Raw genomic sequence first — 20,602 nt, 5'->3', positions numbered from 1 at the left:
AATCTATCCCCAAAGGAAAAGTTTCTCTCTTAATCATTAATTCTTGATTCAATAAAAGATATAGCTTATGAGAGAGCTCTTATCGCGGACGTGATGAAAACGGTAAACATAGCAGACTTAAAATCTGCCGGTCTAAGACCTTGCGGGTTCAAGTCCCGCCGTCCGCACCATAATATATAAGTTTTTTCTCACTTCTCTTAATAAAATCATTTTCAATCATATTATGCAATATCATTGGTTAAAACTGTGAGAATGCAAAAAGCGAATCATATCTTTTTTAAATGGATGTTTAGCTGTGCATTACACTCTTTAAAGTTTCATTATTAAATAATAAAAATTTATGCAATTTTTCTTACTATTATCACAACAACAAATTGATTTATAATAATAATTTAATGTTATTCAACTTGAATTAGAAGCTTGAGTACCGTAAGATTCTCTCATTTCAAATCTGTTTATCTTGAATCAAGACAAACCATTCGTTTGCACATTACAAGCAGGACTAGCGTGTGTATAAAAATGAGGAAAGAAAGGAGTAAAATGGCTCTTACGCATTCGTCTTAATGCAAGAGCCATCGTAACATTGGAGGCTAGCAAATATAATGATGGTGCCGGCATGCTTCTTCATAAGCGTAAAGATGGTGATACTTAATCGATTTACCGCTATACTATTCACGGGTACCACTATGAAAAGGGCTTGAGTACCTTGAGAGATGTTTCTTTAAAACAAGCCCATGAAACTGCAACCCAATGGCGCTCTGTTTTACGTGAGGAGAGTGACCCCATTAAAGAACGCAATAAACAAAAGCGTGAGGCAATGCGCAATCTCCATTAATTAAAAGACATTGCTTTGGATACTTTTGAAAATCGTAAAGCTGAATTAAAAAATAATGAAAATTGGTTTACATCCTTAAAACTTCATATTCTCCCCAAATTAGGTTTTCTAACCGTTTCAGGATTATACAAACAAGAGATACGCAATACTCTTGCGCCCATCTGGCATATAAAAGCTGGAGCTGCTAGTACAGTACTTAAAGCTATCTATAACTTTTTGCTATAAAATAACATTTACAATGCACAAAATAAAAAAACAAAGGTCCTATCTTAGATAGGACCTTTAATACTACTTTAGTTTTGTAACAATTAAAATCTGTAAGCGATTCCAGCACGAAAATCATTCGTCTTATACTTAAGTTCGATCTCATCTTTGAAAGCTCTTTTTCCAAAATCTGAGTAACGATATTCCGCACGCACAATGACGTTATCTGTCATTGCAAAATCAACACCGCCACCGAGTGTATAACCAATCATTGTTTTTGTCGCATCTGATGTCCTATTAAAAGGCTCATCTCCCGTAATTACTGTTGACAAAGTATCTTGAAACTGCCCATAAGCAACCCCTCCAGCGATATAAGGCATCACACGACCAGCAGAAAACCCAACACGCACTCGCGTAGCACCAGTCCATTTTTGTTTCAAACTATGCGTAAAAGTTATACTCTCTTTTTCAGCATCGTTTTGATTTCTTAAAGACGATCGAAAACCTCCATGAACGCCGCTTCCTATGGCTTTTGCCTTTTTCTCTTCTTTTTGGCTACCTACACTTTCCTCGTCATCAGAACCAGATCCACTAAGACTAGGGCCATCATCCCCTGTTTCTTCAGTCCTATTGTAAGTTTTTGTATCTTTTTTGTCAGCTAAAAGTATATCCGTATCAATCCCCAAAATAAAATTATTACCGAGATCAAAATTAACACCAGCATAAAAACCACCTATAAATCCCGAAAGTTCAGGCATATATTTTTTCTCGACTGGCACCCATTTTTTATTTTTAGCTTCCTCATCAGGATAGAGAGGAATATCAACATCTGGTGTTATCGCCGAAATTTTACTCGAAAAACCACCAATTTGGCCTCCTAAATAAAAACCTGCCCAAGAAAAAGGAGGAGAAATAACAACAGATGAAGTAACATGCACTGGCTTTTCAGGAACCACCACATCTGCTGCTTGTACTATAGAAGATGAAACGAAAGAAAAAACAGATATTGTTATAAATTTTGTATTCATAAAATTATACCCCATTTCTAAATTCAAATATAATCAAAAATCATATTCAGTAAAACAAAGTGTTATAAAATCTTATGCTGCAAAATTACATGTACTCCTTTATATTTACATTTAAATTCATCATTACATCAAAATTTAAGATTATCAAATATATTTTCATTAATTTTAAAATATAAGCAATAATCGATACTTAAAATCCTAAAAGCTTCTTTCAACTACTTGTTATATTTTCTTAAAAAAATAAAACCATGCTATGCTTTTCAGCTAAATTAATTATTGTATTGAAATTTCAAAGCCGAAGCGTTGGATATCTTGTTTTCTTTAGACAAGATTTAAAATGAAAAAGCTGATTTTAGAAAATGTAATTTAAAAACTAACTTACCCTATTGAAGAATAAAAATAATCTAACTGTACAAAAAATAAATCTTATCCATTTACTTTTTATATCATATATGAATTATTAAAGATATGATAGTTTTATCTAAAATGATTATGCTGAAAATATAGATTGCAAATTCTGTATAGATTTAAAATATTCACTTATCTTACAATAAAATCATATTTTTTCATTTGATACTCTTTCAATCATACACTTATTCATGAACACAAAAATGATACCATGATTTATCTAAATTGAATTAAATAATCAAAATCTTAAACAATTTTATTTAAAAACTGCTCTACCCTTACTGATTTCTATATTATCTTCTGCTTTTATCGCAAAACGGTCTTTATTAGGAAAAGTAATAAAACACCCTTTCATACAAATTGTAATGGTTTGGTGAGTATTCAACGAGATATTTAAAGGAGCACTCCCTTCAACAATGATAAGAGACTGCACTTTTAAATCAGTATTTTTCACAGTTGCAGCAAAAGTTGTCATGGAGAAAATACCCAATAGCGTAGCCGCTATAACAATATGAACACATCTTAGCATTCTAGGATTCCTTCTTCAACGAAACGCTTATACAATACAAATCGCACAGCATTAGTCACCTTAAAAGGTGAAGTAATGTTGGGAACATAAATAGCCAAATTAAATGAAAATTTCTTACTATCAAAGGCAGTAAAACTTACCTGTGGTTCAGGATTCTTCAAAACCCCTTCGGTTTCAGAAACAATCTCCAGTAAAATTTCAACAACACGCTCTGGAGCAATATGAGAAGAAACAGAAACAGGAATATCAATCCGCCCCATTTTACTACGTCTAGTCCAATTACTGACATTATTATTAATGAGACTTGAATTAGGAATAATAATCGTCTTACGTTGAAATGTTTCAAGTTCTGTTGCACGCACACTGATACGTTTAACAATACCACTTACAGACCCAGATTCCACATAATCCCCAAGCTTAAAGGGTCTGCCAATCAAAATAATAAGCCCAGAAACAAAATTTTGCACAATATTTTGTAATCCAAAACCTATACCAAGCGAAAGTCCACCAGCAATAAGTGCAAAATTTTTGAGATCTAAACCCGCCATTGACAATCCTATCAAAGCGGACAAGACAATACCGCCATAACCTATGACAGTTTTGATAGAATTACGAACTCCAGAATCAAATTCCCCATGTTCTAATACAGTTCCATCTAGCCAACCAATAAGTCGGCGTATGAGAAACCAGCAAATAAAAAAAGCGACAATTCCAGTGACAATAGAAATTAAAGAAATGGATATATTTCCAATTTGAAAACCAGTCATTAACTGCCACAATACTGTTTTTAAATCAGAATATGAAAATCCAAATTTTACAGCAATTGGCATTGCACAAAACACAACCACAAGCAAATTAAGGATAACACTTAAAATAGCCCCCAATTGATTCATTGTTTTTTCTTCTAAATGCAACCATTGCATCAAAGTATGACCAACACTTGTTTTCATAAATTGGCCTTTAGTTCCAAGTGTTTGAGCACTTTTTATTCCTAAATACATAAGAACTAAAAATGCCCCACCAATCACAATTTGCTGCATAATAAAACGCGCTAAACCAACATAGCCTAAACAATTCATCATAATCAGCAATATTCCCAATACAATGAGAGGAATACGTATATAAAGTGGCCAAAAGCGCGGTTCTTCCTCTTTACCTTGAAAAATCCCACGCCTAAAGCGTACAGGTATAAACGAGATAATAAACAGCAGTACTGCGATAAGAAAAACAGCAAGAAAACTTTTGGCAATTGTCAAAGAAAGAGAAGCAGAAACGATTTGATAAATACTATCGAGAACAGCATCAAATGCCAAAATGCTTCCTAAAAAAGTAATTAATATCACTAATTGACGTGCTGCAGATGGAGCAATATTGAGCAGATGCACACGAGTTGCATTCGATGCTAAAAGAACAACTGCCAAACGATTGATCAAAAAAACTAAGATAATTTGACGCCCTACCATCTCAAATACTGTTGTGAGCTTCCCTGGATCTAAACCAAAATGACGGAACAAAAACAATATAAGATAAATGCAAACCACACATATAAGTGAAGGGAGAAGAACTAAAATAAAAGCAACTAATAAGCGTTTTAAATACGATATTTCCTCATTCCCTTTGGTAAAAGGTCCACGTACATGTGCCAGAATTTGGCGAGAAAGATAAGAGAGTCCTAAAGTAATAAAAAGTGGAATCAAAAAACAAAGAAACAGCTGCAACAATTTGAAATAAAATATAAAATTCCACCAAGAACTCAACAATAAAAGAAAATCCGATGAAGCCTCTTTCGTTTTTTGAACAAGACGTTTGACCATCGGTACGGAAAACTCAAGTCTATGCATGAGTGTACGTTTAAAAAGTTCTCGAGATTGAGAAATAGCAAGTTCAGCTATTCTATTTGTAACCAAATAGATTGCTTCAAACCGCAATACGATACTATTAATTTTAGCTTTTTGCTCCAGCAACAAAGAACGCTGATCACTTGTTTTTTTCAAATCATCATGGAGCTCTGTTAACTGATCAAGAAGTACATTAATATCATTAAGAGGAGCACGCAAAATAAATGCTGCTTCCATGGCACGTTCACGAATATCTTGTGCCTGTACCCGCAATTCTACCAAAGCCTGCTCATCTTCTAATTTATTTTCAAAGTTTTTTTCTAAAGTCTCCGTATTTTGTTCAAGAGTTTCAATAATGCGCTGTTGTTGTTGAATAATTTCATCAATTGAATAAGCAGTACCCTCTTGTCCAATGCCAGAATTTGGCATCGCAAGTTGCCCCAATGCACAACAACTAAATGCAAAAATAATCCCAAAGATAACGAAAACTATGCGTATTTTTTTTCTAAAAAATGAATACATATTTACCTTTAGATATATAAAGAGGAATCTACTATCCCTTGAAAATATGGCATAGAATAAATATTTTCAACTTTTAGAGAATAATCTTATAAAAGCTTTCCCTTATCCCATAATACTGATAAATAAGAAAGAGGATTAAGAATAAACTTTAAACTTCAATAAGATTCGAGAAGGCGCTCTAATATGCTTTTTTTGCACCTCTATTGCAAAAAAGAAAATTTTCTTCCCTTTACGGCTTGGCTTTTTCTGTCCAGCTTTGGTATGTTAATGATAAACAACTCTAGCATACGTGCTTATTTAATAAAACAATCACAAGAAAATAATATAGTTAAAACAAATACACTTGCGCCACAAAACAAATACGATCAATTAAATGTTATAACAACAGAAAATAAAAAAATTATAATACTCCATACAGATCCTGTTTTACCTATCAGTATTTTTCAAAATATCCTCGCATTGAATCTCTTTTCAAAGGCAAGCGTAATTATTTGTCTACGACTTGGGAGCCTTCAAATGCAATATTTTGCAAACAAACGCGCTCCTCCTATTCTTTAAATCATGAAATGACTCTCTTAAATATAGCCTTTGCCTTTCATTTTAATAACTATTAGATTGCTTATTAGCGGAATATATCATGCGTACACCTCGTTGGTTGACTACTCTTTATTGTTTGATTCTTTTAAGCAGCATTTACGTTGCCTTGCCTAATTTATTTTCACCAGAACAGGTTAAAAACTCACAATTCTTAACCGATACGCGCGTTACACTCGGGCTTGACCTTCAAGGAGGTTCTTCTCTCCTTCTCGAAGTTGATAGCAAAACGTTAAAGCGTGATCAGTTACATATAGTTTTAAGCAATGTACGTAATAAACTGCGTGAAAAACAAATCCGTACCTCAAGTATTCGTATCATCGAAGAGAGTGTTGTCGCAGTGATTTCGGATCCATTACAAACTGAAAAAGCACTCTCTGCTTTGAAAACATTGGCAACCCCCATACACAGTAGCTTTGGCGCTACAGCCAATGACATTACTATAAACAGTCAAAATGAAACTATTCGTGTCTCATTAACTGAAGCTGGTATAAAAGATCGTATCAGCAATGCTATCGAACAAAGTTTAGAAATCATCCGTCGCCGTATAGATCAAGTTGGAGTCACAGAACCAGCCATCCAAAAAGTTGGAACAGATCGTATTATGGTTCAATTACCTGGCTTACAAGATCCAAAACAACTACGTAACCTTTTAGGAACAACTGCTAAGATGAGTTTTCATCTTGTTCCCTCGAATGTAGATATAAACAATCCACCTGTAGGTGTTTCAATTCTTCCTGGCTATACGGATGAAACACAGCACTACGCAATTTATGATCAAATCGCCCTAGATGGAAATGTTCTAAAAGATGCCCGTGCAGGTTTCGACCCACAAATGCCAGGACATTCTATAATTTCATTCACTATGAATTCCTCTGGTGCAAAAATATTTGCCGATATAACACGACAAAATATTAACCGTCCTTTTGCCATCGTTCTTGATAACAAAGTCCTGACAGCTCCTACCATCAATAGTGTTATTCCCAATGGACAAGGTCAAATTACAGGAAACTTCAATCCTAAAGAAGCCTCAACTCTAGCAGCTCTCCTGCGCGCTGGTTCTCTACCTGCACCACTAACCGTAATAGAAGAAAGAACTGTAGGGCCCAATCTTGGTGCTGACGCTATCCAAATGGGGCTTTACACAGGTATAATCGGCTTTATTCTTGTTACCATTTTTATTTTTCTGCTCTACAGAGTTTGGGGTCTTATTACAAACATAGCACTCGCACTCCACACTATTTTAACATTTGCCGCACTAAGCCTCCTTGGTGCAACACTCACACTCCCAGGTATCGCTGGTATTATTTTAGGCATTGGGATTGCCGTTGATGCTAATATTCTTATCAATGAGCGTATCCGTGAAGAAAGCAGAAAAGGTATCAGCGCCTTTGCAGCCTTAGATCGTGGATTTAAACACGCTTTTGCAACCATTGTTGATGCCAACGTTACTGCAATTATTGCAACTATTTTACTGTTTTGGTTTGGCACTGGACCTGTTCGCGGTTTTGCAATAACAATGTTGCTTGGTATTATCATCTCCATGTTTACGAATATTACCATTGTGCGTATCATGATGATTTGGGTAATCCGTAAATGGAAAATGAAAACTCTGCATCTTCGTTCTCTTTTTAATATTATCCCACAAAAAACAAACTTCCATTTTATGAAAGCACGTTTTATTGGGATTGGTGTCTCAATTATTTTGTCACTTGCTTCGATTTTTCTATTTTTAAAACCGGGCTTAAATTTCGGAATTGATTTTATTGGTGGTAGCCAGATGAGCATTACCACAAAAGCACCAGCAAATTTAGCAACTTTACGTTCTAAGCTTTCTAGCCTTAACATTGGTGAAATTACATTGCAAAATATGGATAATGCAAACACTGTACTTATTCGTATGCAAAAACAAAGTGGCAGTGAAGCACAACAAACCATTGCCATTGATAAAGTTAAAACTACCGTACAAACCATCTATCCAGATAGCACATTCGACCAAATAGAAGTTGTTGGACCAAAATTTTCAGATGAGCTTGCCACAGCTGCTTTCACTGCTGTTATTCTCGCATCAATTGCTATGACTCTCTATATATGGTTGCGCTTCGAATGGTTCTTTGCAGTTGGTGCAATTGTAACGCTTATTTTAGATACCACTAAAATGATTGGTTTTTTTGCCTTATTTCAATTTGATTTCAATTTAACCGCCATCGCTGCTCTTTTAACAATTGTTGGTTACTCTATAAATGACAAGGTCGTTGTTTATGATCGCATGCGCGAAAATATGCGCCTTTATAAAAGCATGCCGTTGCGTGAACTTATTGATCTCTCTATTAATCAAGTTCTTATACGTTGTCTTTTTACCTCAGCAACGACAGTTCTCGCTATGTTACCCATGGCGATATGGGGTGGCAACGCTGTTCATAATTTTGCACTTCCTATGGTATTTGGAATTATTATTGCAACCTCATCCTCTATCTTTATTGCTGCTCCTATTTTACTCCTGTTAGGAAATTGGTGGCGTAAACGAAATAATCGTACGAACACTGAACGAAAATAACAACGCCATGCTATTTCATATGATGTTCCATTCCCTTCTTCTCATAAAAAATATAGGCACTCTAATGTATTCATTTTTTGCTAAAAAGTCGTCAATAATCCATGCTCCATGATACACCACTCATTACAACTATCGTTGCAGGCTTATGTTTAGCATTTCTTTTGGGAATGATAGCAAGCCGTTTGCGTATCTCACCACTGGTTGGATACTTATTAGCCGGTGTTATTGTAGGACCCAATACAGGTGGTTTTAGAATAGATTCCGTTATTATCAACCAACTCGCTGAAATTGGTGTCATTCTGCTCATGTTTGGAGTTGGACTCCATTTTTCATTAAAAGACCTTTTATCTGTAAGAGCTATTGCTGTCCCTGCTGCCATTGGACAAATAGCATTTTCCACTTTTCTAGGTTTATGCCTTGGCCTTATCATGGGATGGGGCTTCAGTGGAAGTTTAATCTTTGGTCTCGCTTTATCCATAGCAAGTACTGTTATTTTGCTGCGCGCTTTGCAAGAACGCCATCTTATTGAAACAGAAAAAGGACGTATTGCTGTAGGATGGTTGATTATTGAAGATTTAGCGATGGTTTTTATACTTGTTCTCATACCATCACTCGCAAATGTTCTTAGCAATACAAGAAAGGAAGCGTTTGATCCTCTTGTTCAATGGTTAGACTTAAATATTTGGGGAATTTTGGGTTTCACTATCCTGAAAGTTATCGTATTTATTGCCCTTATGCTTGTTATTGGACGACGCGTCATTCCGTGGTTACTCAAAATAAGCGCACAATCAGGATCACGTGAATTATTTCGTCTCAGCGTCTTTGCAATTGCACTAGGAGTAGCTTTCGGAGCAGCCCATTTATTTGGTGTTTCTCTTTCTTTGGGTGCCTTTTTTGCCGGTATGGTTATGAGTGAATCTGAATTAAGCCACCGTGCAGCAGAAGAATCCTTACCATTACGAGACGCTTTTTCTGTTCTCTTTTTTGTTTCTGTAGGCATGTTATTTGATCCAGAGAAATTGTTGACACATTTTTTTCCTCTTCTCGCAACGTTATCCATTATTATACTAGGAAAGTCTTTGATTGCCTTCTTCATTGTTAAGGCTTTTCGCTATTCTACTGCAACTGCTTTAACCATTTCTGCAAGCCTTGCCCAAATCGGAGAATTTTCTTTTATTCTTGCAGGTTTAAGTTTGAGCTTAGGACTTTTAAACAATGACGCCCATGATTTAATTCTTGGAGGCGCGATTCTCTCTATTTTGCTCAATCCCCTTGTCTTCATAGCCTGTAGCAAAATTAAAAAATATCTAGAAAATTATCCTGTAAATTTACAAGATACAGCAACAATCATTGACATTGATTCACAAGATCCTGATCAAGAATTTTTACCAATGACTTTAAAAAACAACCATATTGTAATTATTGGTTATGGTCGTATTGGTAAATACGTTGCATTATCTTTAATAGACAAAGGCAAACCTGTGGTAATAATAGAAGAATCAAAACGCCTCGCTGATCTAGCAATTGCAGACGGCTTCGAGGTCATTTGCGGCAACATCATTCAACAAGAAATAATGAACGCAGCAAATATGAACAGGGCATACAAAGTTGTTATTACAATGCGAAGTCCCATTGAAGTAGGAGAATGTATAGTTAATATACGCAATATGAAAAAGGATATCCAAATAATTACGCATGCACTCTCCGATGTAGAAACAACTTATCTCATTGATTTGGGTGCAGATGTTGTAGTAACTGACGATGAGGAAATTGCCAATGGTATTATCGACCATATAACAGAACAGAAATCTGTACAAAATGTGCAAAGTCATGAATTAAATCTACAGAATACATAAAATGGATAAAGAAGCATGAAAATAAAGCAGTTTATATGGCCATGCATTGGTATATTAGCAATGCTGATATCTATTCGCATTCTTTATATAAAGCTCTCTGCCATTTCTTTTTCTGATGTTTTGGAGCGTTTAAGTAATTTAAGTGCACAACACTGGCTATTGGCTTGTTTGTGCTCTTTCTTAGCCTATGCTGCACTTGCTGGTTACGATCGAATTGCCTTGCAGCATCTCGGCCATAAAATTTCTTGGATTTTTATTGCCATCTGTTCATTTACCACCTATGCTCTTTCACATAATATAGGAGCTTCAGTTTTTTCTGGTGCAGTCGTGCGCTATCGCGCCTATAAAATGAAAGGATTAAATGGAACGGAAATCGCAATATTAGTAGGTTTTTGCTCTTTTACTTTCGTGATAGGAACAGTTTTACTTTTTGGTATTGTTCTGCTTTTACAACCAGAAATTATCACTCTCATTCATGATGGGATTCCTAAATGGTTTGGAACAATAATTGGTATAATTCTGCTCAGCTGCATAGCACTCTATACTTTTGGTAGCTGGCTTCAATTAAAACCTTTACACTTGGGCAAAAAAATTCAACTTTCCTATCCACGGTTACAAATTGTCATTCAACAGCTTCTCATTAGCCCCCTAGAACTTTTAGGAGCAGCAGGAATTATATATGCCGTTCTCCCGCACAATACAGATATCCATTTTATTTCTGTGCTCGGTGTTTTTCTAGCATCTTTCACTATAACGCTCCTCTCTAACGCCCCAGCTGGAGGAATTGGTGTTCTAGAAGCTTTATTCATAACAGGTATGCCCAATGTAAATGCAACCGATGTAGTGGCAGCACTTATTGCATTTAGAATACTTTACTTAATTATACCGCTCATTATTTCGTTGTTTGTTGTCGCAATTTTTGAAGCTCAACAATACTGGAAAAGTTCCCCCAAAACTCCACCTAAGTAACTAAAAAGAAAACGATATTTTCTTCATTTGATACCAGTGCAAAAAACTACAGCACAGTGATTTACAATGGTAATTTATCATATTGTGACCTTCTATTATTTTAAACTCTCTCCATTAAACAATCAGAAATACTCTTTTGCACATCGTAAATGAAGTTGACATATAAATAAAAAACATGGAGGAAGAAATAAAACTGCTTCTCATGAAGCACACAAAGCAAGGGCTATAGAGCATCAAAAACTCACAAATATCCATATTACACCTTCAACAGCATAAAAATAACGCTATCCAATGATTTTTACACTATATACTTCACGAGTATTATAGTGAAACGTCTTAGAAACTCTAAGAAATTTTCCTTTAAAACAATAAGCGCATTGAATTTTGTTAGCTATAAACACCTTTCCCTTTTCTAACCCAAAAATGTATTGTCAATTTAATCTTAGCTCACTCCACGCATCACATTCAAAAACCTATTTAAAGGATAAAGTATTTTTCTTATCTCTTACTTACCAAAATAATGCACCTTTTTCTGACTACATAAGATGAGAAATAAGGATTTTAGAGATATTACGGCGATCCATTTCAATAACTTTAAAGCATAAACCATCAACTTCAAAGCTTTCCCCCTCATTTGGCAAATAACCAAACCGCCAAAGCATAAATCCAGCCAAAGTAGTGTAACGATCTGCTTCATCAACAAGATTACGCCCAAGATAACCACTTAAACGGCGGATATCAGCATATCCTTCAACAAGAAAGTTGCCATTTTCAAGTTGTTCTGCCACCATAGGCTCCTCATCATCATCAGGAAAATCACCTGCAATGGCTTCAAGAATATCGGTTGGTGTTGCAATTCCTTCAAAAGATCCATGCTCATCGACAATAATTGCCAGCTGAATCGAAGAACGGCGTAATTGCTCCATTAATCGTAAAACACTTGTATTTTCATGAACAACGAGTGGTTCTCGCATAGCCTTTTTCCAATTAATCTTTTTACCTTCAGCCAAATTTAAAAGTAGATCTTTTGTTAAAGCAACACCAACAAATTCGTCGACTTTTTCACGAGCAAGAATTAAGCGACTATGTTTAACCTGTTGCAATTCTTCACGCATTTCATTCTCGTCACCATTTAAATCTAACCACTCGATTTCATTGCGTGGTGACATAATAGAACGAACAGGACGATCTGCCAAATCGAGAACACCGCGAATCATCTCTTTTTCTTCAGGTCGGAACAATTCGGAGGCAGCTGCTTGTTCAGCAATAACATCTACAGTTTCCCCAAGATGACTATCTTTATTACCCCCTCCCAAAAGTTTCAAAACAGCATCAGCAGTTCGACCACGTAGATCATTTGTTGTAATCATCTTTTCACGATTACGACGTCCAATCTGATTAAAAGCTTCAATAAGAACAGAAAAACCAATAGCAGCATACAAATACCCTTTTGGAATATGAAAACCAAATCCTTCAACAATGAGAGTAAAACCAATCATCATCAAAAAGCCAAGACAAAGGATTACAATAGTGGAATGACGATTAATAAAACGCATGAGAGCGCCAGAACCACACATCATCACCCCCATAGCAGCAATAACTGCTATATACATAACGGCAGCCTGCTCTTTTGCAATCATACCCGTTGCAGTAATAATACTATCTAAAGAAAAGACAGCATCCAACACCACAATTTGTACAATAACCTGCCAAAAAACAGCATAAGCAACACCTGTTTTTCTTTCATGTGGTATCCCTTCTAACCTCTCATGTAATTCTAACGTTCCTTTTGCCAATAAAAAAGCCCCACCACCAATAAGAATAAGGCTATGCCAACTAAAGACAAAAGATGAGAATGAAAAAATCATTGTATCAAGATTCATCACCCATCCAATGACAGAGAGAAGGAAAATCCGCATAATCAATGCTAAAGTAAGACCTATCAAGCGCGCGCGATCACGCAAATGCACCGGTAATTTTTCAGCTAAAATTGCGATAAAGACAAGGTTATCTATTCCTAAAACAATTTCGAGAAAAACCAACGTAACCAAACCAAACCACGCATGGGGATCAGTAATCCATTCCATCACAGTTCACCCTTTAAAAACGTCTTTAAAAGCTTAAAAGCGCGCGACTGACAAAATAAGTTCATAAGCCTTCATTCGCCACGATTGATCAAAAACATTGAAAGCAAAAAGACTGCGTTCAAAATAAAAAAACAGCAAAATGTTCTTTAGACACATATGGTTATTAATAAAATTTATATAACAGAACGATGACCAACACGGCTTACAACCACAAGAAGGTTCTTCTGAGTTTTTCTCGGGCATTACGCTCGACGAGCCTCCAATTCCAGTCCTGCATGACAATCAGGATATTTATTTATAGAATTATCTATAATGGGTTTATTTTTATATAAGATCAAGGGGTATCGTATCATATTTTTAACTGTACAACCAATTTAGTTATAGGTTTGATCACTTTCCTATAAAAAACAACAAAACCATCTAGACATCCTCCCATAAGAGCGTTATAGAACCGCTGAGTTTTTATCTTTTCAGAAAGTATGGGTGATTAGCTCAGTTGGTAGAGCAGCTGACTCTTAATCAGCGGGTCGTGGGTTCGATCCCCTCATCACCCACCATACATTTTTATAGCATAAATTAAGTTATTGAGTGTAGTTTTGTCAGCAGGTTTTGTATATTTTGACTTCTAGTTTTGTACCAATCTATTTTTTCAAAGTTTTTTAAGAGTTTCTCAAAGGATCTTCAAAGACCTTTCAAAGGTCATTTAATTTATCTTTTTCTTTTCTCTTAAAGATCACAATTGGTAATGATCAGTTCCTTTGCCGGAATCACATCATTTGACAAATTACACGAATAAATTGTTCTCATCTCTAGTTAGGTTAAATTGACTGAAAGTTTTTCGTATCTCTATAGGCACATCATTAAGAGACAGAAGAAACTTCTCCTTATAATTGCGTAAACAGCGCAGACATCGTCTGAATAATCCTCCTGATTAATTCCCCCTTCCATAATAATCCTCAACACTAAAATAAGGTGAATCAAGATAAAACAAAGTGTTTGGTCAATCATAACGCACAATAAAATCAGACGAGTCTAAATGTTCAATGGTAACTCCCACTAACAAGCAGCTTGTGCTTCCGCCTCACATGGATAGCAACTGCGCAAACCGCGCACCAGCCCCTAAAACCTGTTTTATGCTTAATGGAATATTGTTGCCCTTTTGAGCAATCAAAATAAGAAGCTTCAATGGTACCGTATGACGTGCGAGGCTCTAGTTGTGAATTCCCAATGCGACAATCATGTTGGTAGATTTCTTAGAGCAGGAATTTGTCGCCGTTTAAAAACAAAATTATTGTCTTTGATTAAAAAACGTACCTGCATCAAGTCAGCAATGAAAAACACAGGCGCATTTCTTCTTACATTAGGAATTATTAACAACACCTTGTTTTTAAAATATTATATCTGTAAAAAATAGAAATTCCCCATATAGTGCGTATCTTTTTTGCTTTTTTTTGCAATTCTAGCGGTCAAAATCCAATTTGATAAAACACGCATTTAATAGTAAAAAATACTCATAAAAACAATAAATTACTACGTATTCCTACCTAATCATACCTCTTCCCACTTAGTACAAAACTTAATGTCAAACGACATCGGTTACGTTATTTTAGAGTGAAGTTATATACTCCTATCATTTCCATATTTTTTTCTTTATCCACATAACATCATAAAAAATGTTTTTCCCCTTTACTCCTCATTTATATCATGCTTCGATAGGTGAGATTACTTTTTCAGTATAATTTTGAATCTTAAATAATAAAGGGAACCCCCAAAAAATGAACTGTACACGAAATTTAAAAGATGATCCCCAGAAGAAACTACAACGTGGACTAGATAACCGTCACGTACAACTTATAGCCCTCGGTGGAGCTATTGGAACAGGACTCTTCATGGGATCAGGAAAAACAATTAGTGTAGCAGGCCCTTCCATCATACTCGTTTATGCTATTATCGGATGTGCCCTATACTTTGTGATGCGTGCGATGGGAGAATTATTGCTTTCTAATTCACAATATCGGTCTCTTATTGATTTTTCAACTGACATGCTAGGACCAGGAGTTGCTTTTTTTGTTGGCTGGAACTATTGGTTAAGTTGGGTTGTAACTGGAGCTGCAGATATTATTGCTATCATTAACTATATGCATTTCTGGTGGCCAACACTTAATTCATGGATTGTTGTTTTCTCTTGCATTGGTTTCTTTTTAATCCTTAACCTTCTTGCCGTAAAACTTTTCGGTGAACTTGAATTCTGGTTTGGTCTTATCAAAGTCGTAGCAATTTTAGCATTAGTTATTGTTGGATTTTATATGATCGCTACAGGCTTTACCTCTCCAAATGGTACTGTTGCTTCTCTCAGCCACGTGTGGAATGATGGAGATATATTCCCCCGAGGAATTACAGGTTTTTTTGCCGGATTTCAAATTGCCATTTTTTCTTTTGTTGGTATAGAAATTGCTGGAACGACTGCAGCTGAAGTTAAAGAACCTAAAAAAGTGCTCCCTAAGGCAATTAATGCAATACCGGTGCGTATTGTGCTCTTTTACATCTTTTCTCTTGCTGTGATTATGTCAGTTATACCTTGGAATCAAATTGTTCCAGATCAAAGCCCCTTTGTCTCTATGTTTTGGCTTGCTGGTATTCCAATAGCTGCTGGTTTAGTCAATTTTGTCGTTCTTACTTCAGCGGCTTCTTCAGCAAATAGTGGTATTTTTTCGACTAGTCGCATGATATATGGGCTTGCAACACAAAAAGGTGCGCCCCCACTTTTGAGCAAACTTTCTAAATACCATGTTCCAGCCAATGCTCTATTCTTTTCCTGTTTATGTATTTTAATAGGATATACAATTGCATCATCCTCTCCTAGCATCATAAGTGCTTTTACAATTGTAACAAGTATTTCAGCTATCGCATTTTTATTCGTATGGTCCGTTATTTTGATTAGCTACATTGTGTATCGTCGCAATCACCCTCATCTACATGCCCAGTCCGTCTACAAAATGCCGGGAGGTGTTATTATGTGCGGAATTGTGTTAGTCTTTTTTGCTTTCATGCTCTATTTGTTGACATTAGAACATGATACTCTAATAGCTTTAAAATATAGTTTCTTTTGGTTTATTTTCTTAGGCATAATGTATTTTATGTTTATAAGAAAAAAGATTTCTCCAAAGAACAAATAAAATTTATACATAAAAAGCCTATTAAAAAAGGGTAACTAAAGTTACCCTTTTTTGTGCGTAAAGCATTAAAAGAAATTTACTTAAGTGTTCTACACGAAACTTCAATTACGCTCTTTATCAACCAAAGCATTAGACTTTATCCAAGGCATCATAGCACGAAGTTTTTTACCAACTTCTTCTATAGGGTGACTATCATTTAAACGCCGTCTGCTTTTAAAATGAGCCGCACCAGCTTTATATTCTTGAATCCAATTTGATGTAAATTTACCCGTCTGAATATCCTTCAAAATACGTTTCATCTCTGCTCTTGTTTCATCGGTAATAACGCGTGGGCCAGACATATATTCTCCCCATTCTGCTGTATTGGAAATCGAATAATTCATATTTGCAATACCACCTTCATACATGAGATCAACAATCAATTTAACCTCATGCAAACATTCAAAATAAGCCATTTCCGGTGCATAACCTGCTTCTGTGAGTGTTTCATAGCCTGCTCGAACAAGCTCAACAAGACCACCACAAAGAACGGCTTGTTCACCAAAGAGGTCAGTTTCACACTCTTCTTTAAATGTTGTCTCAATCACTCCAGCACGTCCACCACCAAGACCACATGCATAAGATAATGCGATATCATGCGCATGTCCTGAAGCATCTTGGGCAACTGCAATTAAGCAAGGAACACCGCAACCTCGTTGATATTCATTGCGTACTGTATGACCTGGACCCTTAGGAGCAATCATCACAACATCAACTGTTTTTTTAGGCTCAATAAGACCAAAATGAATACTCAAACCATGCGCAAAAGCAATCGCGGCACCATCGCGCAAGTGATCATGAATATGCTCTTTATAAATATCAGCTTGCAATTCATCCGGTGTTGCCATCATAATAAGATCTGCCCATTTTGCTGCTTCAGCAACACTAATAACCTTAAAACCGTCCACCGTAGCTTTTTTAGCTGTCTCTGACCCTGAACGCAAAGCAATTTGCACATTTTGAACACCAGAATCTTTTAAGTTTAAAGCGTGTGCACGCCCCTGTGAACCATAACCAATAATGGCTATTTTCTTTTCTTTAATCAAATCAACATTTGCATCACGATCATAATAAACACGCATAAAAATACTCCCTTCTCTCTAGCTTTAAATTGAATTTCAGATTATTTTTATTGAATAAAAAGTTTAAAAACGACCTTAAGTGCTTTACACACTATAAATAACAAAAACACCGCTTATAAAAACAAAGCAATTGAGCAATCTTTTAAAATTTATATATTGCATACAAAAAATTACGGCCCCCAAAGCTCTCAAAAACATATCAGGCTCCCCAACAAGCTCCAATTGCCACCCTACAAAAACGATATATTATACAAAAAACATTTCTGCAAAGAAAATCATGTATTAAGATTCTATCCTTTTGCAATAATAAAGAATTGTGTCCTTAAAATTAAAGACACAGCATACGGCTTTTAACATGAACCAAATTAAAATAGATAGCAAGAAAAATTATAAATATAGAGTATTGTTCTTATATTTTATACGTTGAATGCACAAATTTGATTTTGCCTCTCTTCTATTGACTTTCTTCCCGCTCTAAAAAAGAGAAAAATATTATACCAATAACTGGATAAAACGCTGCACAGTGTTATGCATTCCATACTCTAACGCATCAGCAATAAGCCCATGACCAATAGAAACTTCCTCAAGCCAAGGAATATGATGAACAAGAGCAGGCAGATTTGTAATGGTCAAATCATGCCCTGCATTAACACCCAGTTGCAACTCCTGAGCTCTTCTTGCAGCGAAAACCAATTTATTAAGCTCCTGATCCTGTTGTGTCTTATCATGAAACGCTCCCCCGTAAGGTCCTGTATAAAATTCTACACGATCAGCGCCTATCGCTTTAGCAGTATCAAGCCCCTCAACAATAGGATCAGCAAATAAAGACACGCGAATTTTTTTTGCTTTCAAGCGTCGAACAATAGGTGTTAAAAATTCTGCATGACAAGCAAAATCCCAACCATGATCAGAAGTTGACTGAGCTGGATCATCAGGAACAAGAGTAATCTGATCAGCATATTTTTCTGCTATATCCAAAAATACATCGCTTGGATAACCTTCAATATTAAATTCAGCAGTAGGAAACATACTGTTCATTAAATCACGTATATCGGGCAAATCGGTAAAACGAATATGTCTTTCATCAGGACGTGGATGAACTGTCAAACCTGCCGCACCAGCGACAAGAGCTATATGTCCAATAGTTTTGATATTTGGCCAAGGAAGGTTACGCCGATTGCGCAAAACAGCAATAGCATTAAGATTAACCGAAAGTTTTATCGCCATACACACTCCTATTTTATAGATAATTTTAAAAACAGAAAAAAAGATCTTCGCCATAATATAATCTTTAGAGAATAAATTTTCTCTATCGAACAATTGTCAAACGCTCTGCCGCACGTGTAATTCCCGTATAAAGCCACCGCGCAGACATATCACGAAATGCAAAACTTTCATCAAATAAAACAACATTGTCCCATTGAGAACCTTGCGCTTTATGAACAGTTAACGCATATCCATAATCAAAATCATCATACCTCCTTTTTAATGCCCATGAAATCTCATTATCAGGATTTTCAAACACTGCTTTCAAAAGCTTAATCTTTGCCACCCCGCGCTCACTTTCTTCTGGTTTAACAAGAAGATTAATAGTTGGCTTAACAGTTTCTTTCTGTGAAGTCATCACTTTCCATAAAGAGCCATTCAACAATCCTTTAGCAGGATCATTGCGCAAACATACAAGCTTATCTCCTGCTTGTGGATAATCTGCTGTAAACCCCTTCAACGCACGCAAACGTTTATTATAAAGGTGCCGTGTTCGATTAATCCCCACCAATACCTGATCAGCATACAAAACCAATTGCTGATCGATCTCTTTGCGTGTAACAACACGCGCTACGCCATAATCACCATAAGCAATATCGCGTCCTTCACGCACATCCATAGCCAAACGAACAATCGGATTGTCACGTGCTTGCCGATGAATTTCTGAAAGAAGAAAATCTGGTTCACCATTGGAAAAAAAACCACCTCCTGATATGGGAGGCAATTGACCTGGATCACCAAGAACAAGAATAGGTGTTCGAAAGCTCATTAAATCACGTGCCAATTGTTCATCTACCATCGAACACTCATCAACAATGATAAGCGCAGCCTGTGCAGCAGCACTTTTTCGATTGAGTGCAAAAGTTGGTGCAATTGATTTTTTTCCTGTAATTTCATCGGAGACTTCTTCTTCTCCGCGTGGACAATAAATCAATGAATGAATAGTACAAGCATTGCTTGCCCCTTTAGAACGCAAAACCTGTGCAGCCTTACCTGTAAAAGCAGCAAATTGAACAGAGCCATCAACTGTTTCAGCAAAATAACGGGCAAGGGTCGTCTTACCTGTCCCCGCATAGCCAAAGAGACGAAAAAGTGGAGAACGCCCTTCCCTCAACCATGCGGAAACAGCCTTCAATGCATTATCCTGTTCCCGTGAAAATTGCATAATCTATCAAAACAAGATTCGCATAAAAAGAGCAAGTATTTTGCCAACAAAACTACTTTCAAAAAAAATTATCCATTTAAGAATTTTTGATCCCAAGCCATCTCATTCTTACACGACAAGGCATTGATTTATAATAATAATCTAGCGTTATTCATATTGAATGAGCATCCTGAATAACGTAAGATTCTCTCATTTCAAATCTCTCTATCTTGAATCAATCAAAATCACTCATTTGCACATCATAAGTGGGATGAATGTGTGGATAAAATTTGTATAAGAAAGGAGTAAAAATGGCTCTTATGAACCGTCTTAATGCAAGGTCTGTCGCAACATTGGGGGCTGGCAAATATAATGATGGTGCTGGCTTGCTTCTTCACAAACGTAAAGATGGTGGTGCTCAATGGCTTTACCGTTATACCATTCACGGTCGGCGCCGTGAAATGGGCT

Annotated in this window: 12 protein-coding genes, 2 tRNA genes and 2 pseudogenes; 9 read left to right on the top strand and 7 right to left on the bottom strand. The window is 36.1% G+C overall.

Annotation, left to right across the window (positions count from 1 at the left end; genetic code table 11):
- Positions 1 to 84 precede the first annotated feature (84 nt).
- Positions 85 to 170 (top strand) — tRNA-Leu (locus ABD909_RS07675).
- Between the two features lie 500 nt (positions 171 to 670).
- Positions 671 to 1,042 (top strand): annotated as a pseudogene (locus tag ABD909_RS07670) (hypothetical protein); the annotation flags it as partial.
- A 101-nt stretch (positions 1,043 to 1,143) separates the two neighbouring features.
- Here the strand turns inward: ABD909_RS07670 and ABD909_RS07665 are convergent.
- From ABD909_RS07665 to ABD909_RS07655, 3 genes are all read right to left on the bottom strand, one after another.
- The gene (locus ABD909_RS07665) at positions 1,144 to 2,067 is read right to left on the bottom strand and encodes an outer membrane protein (protein WP_345097344.1); all 924 of its coding nucleotides are present in this window, start codon (positions 2,065 to 2,067) and stop codon (positions 1,144 to 1,146) included.
- 664 nt (positions 2,068 to 2,731) lie between these two features.
- Positions 2,732 to 3,004 carry a hypothetical protein gene (locus ABD909_RS07660; RefSeq protein WP_345097343.1) on the bottom strand — a complete coding sequence of 91 codons (273 nt, stop codon included), beginning with the start codon at positions 3,002 to 3,004 and terminating at the stop codon, positions 2,732 to 2,734.
- Complete coding sequence (locus tag ABD909_RS07655) at positions 2,998 to 5,364, bottom strand: mechanosensitive ion channel domain-containing protein (protein ID WP_345097342.1); 2,367 nt, start codon at positions 5,362 to 5,364, stop codon at positions 2,998 to 3,000. The genes ABD909_RS07660 and ABD909_RS07655 overlap by 7 nt, the downstream gene beginning before the upstream one ends.
- A gap of 183 nt (positions 5,365 to 5,547) precedes the next feature.
- Here ABD909_RS07655 and ABD909_RS07650 point away from each other — a divergent pair, with 183 nt between their 5' ends.
- The 4 genes from ABD909_RS07650 (at position 5,548) to ABD909_RS07635 (ending at position 11,340) form a co-directional block, all read left to right on the top strand.
- A complete protein-coding gene (locus tag ABD909_RS07650) occupies positions 5,548 to 5,922 on the top strand; it encodes a hypothetical protein (RefSeq protein ID WP_345097340.1) in 375 nt (124 codons plus the stop codon).
- A gap of 79 nt (positions 5,923 to 6,001) precedes the next feature.
- Positions 6,002 to 8,515 (top strand): protein translocase subunit SecD, encoded by a 2,514-nt coding sequence (secD, locus tag ABD909_RS07645; protein ID WP_345097339.1) that lies wholly within the window; start codon positions 6,002 to 6,004, stop codon positions 8,513 to 8,515.
- 101 nt (positions 8,516 to 8,616) lie between these two features.
- Complete coding sequence (locus ABD909_RS07640; RefSeq protein ID WP_345097338.1) at positions 8,617 to 10,371, top strand: cation:proton antiporter domain-containing protein; 1,755 nt, start codon at positions 8,617 to 8,619, stop codon at positions 10,369 to 10,371.
- 15 nt (positions 10,372 to 10,386) lie between these two features.
- Positions 10,387 to 11,340: a lysylphosphatidylglycerol synthase transmembrane domain-containing protein gene (locus ABD909_RS07635; protein ID WP_345097337.1), complete on the top strand. Its 954-nt coding sequence runs from the start codon at positions 10,387 to 10,389 to the stop codon at positions 11,338 to 11,340.
- A gap of 536 nt (positions 11,341 to 11,876) precedes the next feature.
- Here ABD909_RS07635 and ABD909_RS07630 read toward each other — a convergent pair.
- Positions 11,877 to 13,427: a TerC family protein gene (locus ABD909_RS07630; RefSeq protein ID WP_345097336.1), complete on the bottom strand. Its 1,551-nt coding sequence runs from the start codon at positions 13,425 to 13,427 to the stop codon at positions 11,877 to 11,879.
- Positions 13,428 to 13,908: 481 nt separating this feature from the next.
- Between ABD909_RS07630 and ABD909_RS07625 the strand changes: the two genes are divergently transcribed.
- A tRNA-Lys gene (locus tag ABD909_RS07625) sits at positions 13,909 to 13,984 on the top strand.
- A 1,218-nt stretch (positions 13,985 to 15,202) separates the two neighbouring features.
- Positions 15,203 to 16,603 (top strand): amino acid permease, encoded by a 1,401-nt coding sequence (locus ABD909_RS07620; RefSeq protein WP_345097335.1) that lies wholly within the window; start codon positions 15,203 to 15,205, stop codon positions 16,601 to 16,603.
- 101 nt (positions 16,604 to 16,704) lie between these two features.
- Here ABD909_RS07620 and ilvC read toward each other — a convergent pair whose 3' ends face one another.
- The 3 genes from ilvC to ABD909_RS07605 all read right to left on the bottom strand — a co-directional run bounded on the left by ilvC (position 16,705) and on the right by ABD909_RS07605 (position 20,155).
- A complete protein-coding gene (ilvC, locus tag ABD909_RS07615) occupies positions 16,705 to 17,724 on the bottom strand; it encodes a ketol-acid reductoisomerase (RefSeq protein ID WP_345097334.1) in 1,020 nt (339 codons plus the stop codon).
- A gap of 492 nt (positions 17,725 to 18,216) precedes the next feature.
- On the bottom strand, positions 18,217 to 18,951 hold the full coding sequence (locus ABD909_RS07610; RefSeq protein WP_345097333.1) for a pyridoxine 5'-phosphate synthase: 735 nt from the start codon (positions 18,949 to 18,951) through the stop codon (positions 18,217 to 18,219).
- A gap of 82 nt (positions 18,952 to 19,033) precedes the next feature.
- Positions 19,034 to 20,155, bottom strand: a complete 1,122-nt coding sequence (locus ABD909_RS07605) for an ATP-dependent DNA helicase (RefSeq protein WP_345097332.1) — start codon at positions 20,153 to 20,155, stop codon at positions 19,034 to 19,036.
- A gap of 290 nt (positions 20,156 to 20,445) precedes the next feature.
- Between ABD909_RS07605 and ABD909_RS07600 the strand changes: the two are divergent.
- Positions 20,446 to 20,602: pseudogene (locus ABD909_RS07600) on the top strand (integrase); the annotation flags it as partial.

It is taken from the genome of Bartonella acomydis, assembly GCF_039543025.1.
GTDB classification, from domain to species: Bacteria; Pseudomonadota; Alphaproteobacteria; order Rhizobiales; family Rhizobiaceae; genus Bartonella; species Bartonella acomydis.
This window is presented reverse-complemented; position numbering and strand designations above follow the sequence as displayed.

Bases quoted from the DNA above. Each gene is read 5' to 3' on its own strand.
- ABD909_RS07660 (WP_345097343.1), bottom strand. From the start codon at position 3,004: ATGCTAAGATGTGTTCATATTGTTATAGCGGCTACGCTATTGGGTATT.
- ABD909_RS07640 (WP_345097338.1), top strand. From the start codon at position 8,617: ATGCTCCATGATACACCACTCATTACAACTATCGTTGCAGGCTTATGT.
- ABD909_RS07635 (WP_345097337.1), top strand. From the start codon at position 10,387: ATGAAAATAAAGCAGTTTATATGGCCATGCATTGGTATATTAGCAATG.
- ABD909_RS07620 (WP_345097335.1), top strand. From the start codon at position 15,203: ATGAACTGTACACGAAATTTAAAAGATGATCCCCAGAAGAAACTACAA.
- ABD909_RS07605 (WP_345097332.1), bottom strand. From the start codon at position 20,155: ATGCAATTTTCACGGGAACAGGATAATGCATTGAAGGCTGTTTCCGCA.
- ilvC (WP_345097334.1), bottom strand. From the start codon at position 17,724: ATGCGTGTTTATTATGATCGTGATGCAAATGTTGATTTGATTAAAGAA.
- secD (WP_345097339.1), top strand. From the start codon at position 6,002: ATGCGTACACCTCGTTGGTTGACTACTCTTTATTGTTTGATTCTTTTA.
- ABD909_RS07655 (WP_345097342.1), bottom strand. From the start codon at position 5,364: ATGTATTCATTTTTTAGAAAAAAAATACGCATAGTTTTCGTTATCTTT.
- ABD909_RS07630 (WP_345097336.1), bottom strand. From the start codon at position 13,427: ATGGAATGGATTACTGATCCCCATGCGTGGTTTGGTTTGGTTACGTTG.
- ABD909_RS07650 (WP_345097340.1), top strand. From the start codon at position 5,548: ATGCTTTTTTTGCACCTCTATTGCAAAAAAGAAAATTTTCTTCCCTTT.
- ABD909_RS07610 (WP_345097333.1), bottom strand. From the start codon at position 18,951: ATGGCGATAAAACTTTCGGTTAATCTTAATGCTATTGCTGTTTTGCGC.
- ABD909_RS07665 (WP_345097344.1), bottom strand. From the start codon at position 2,067: ATGAATACAAAATTTATAACAATATCTGTTTTTTCTTTCGTTTCATCT.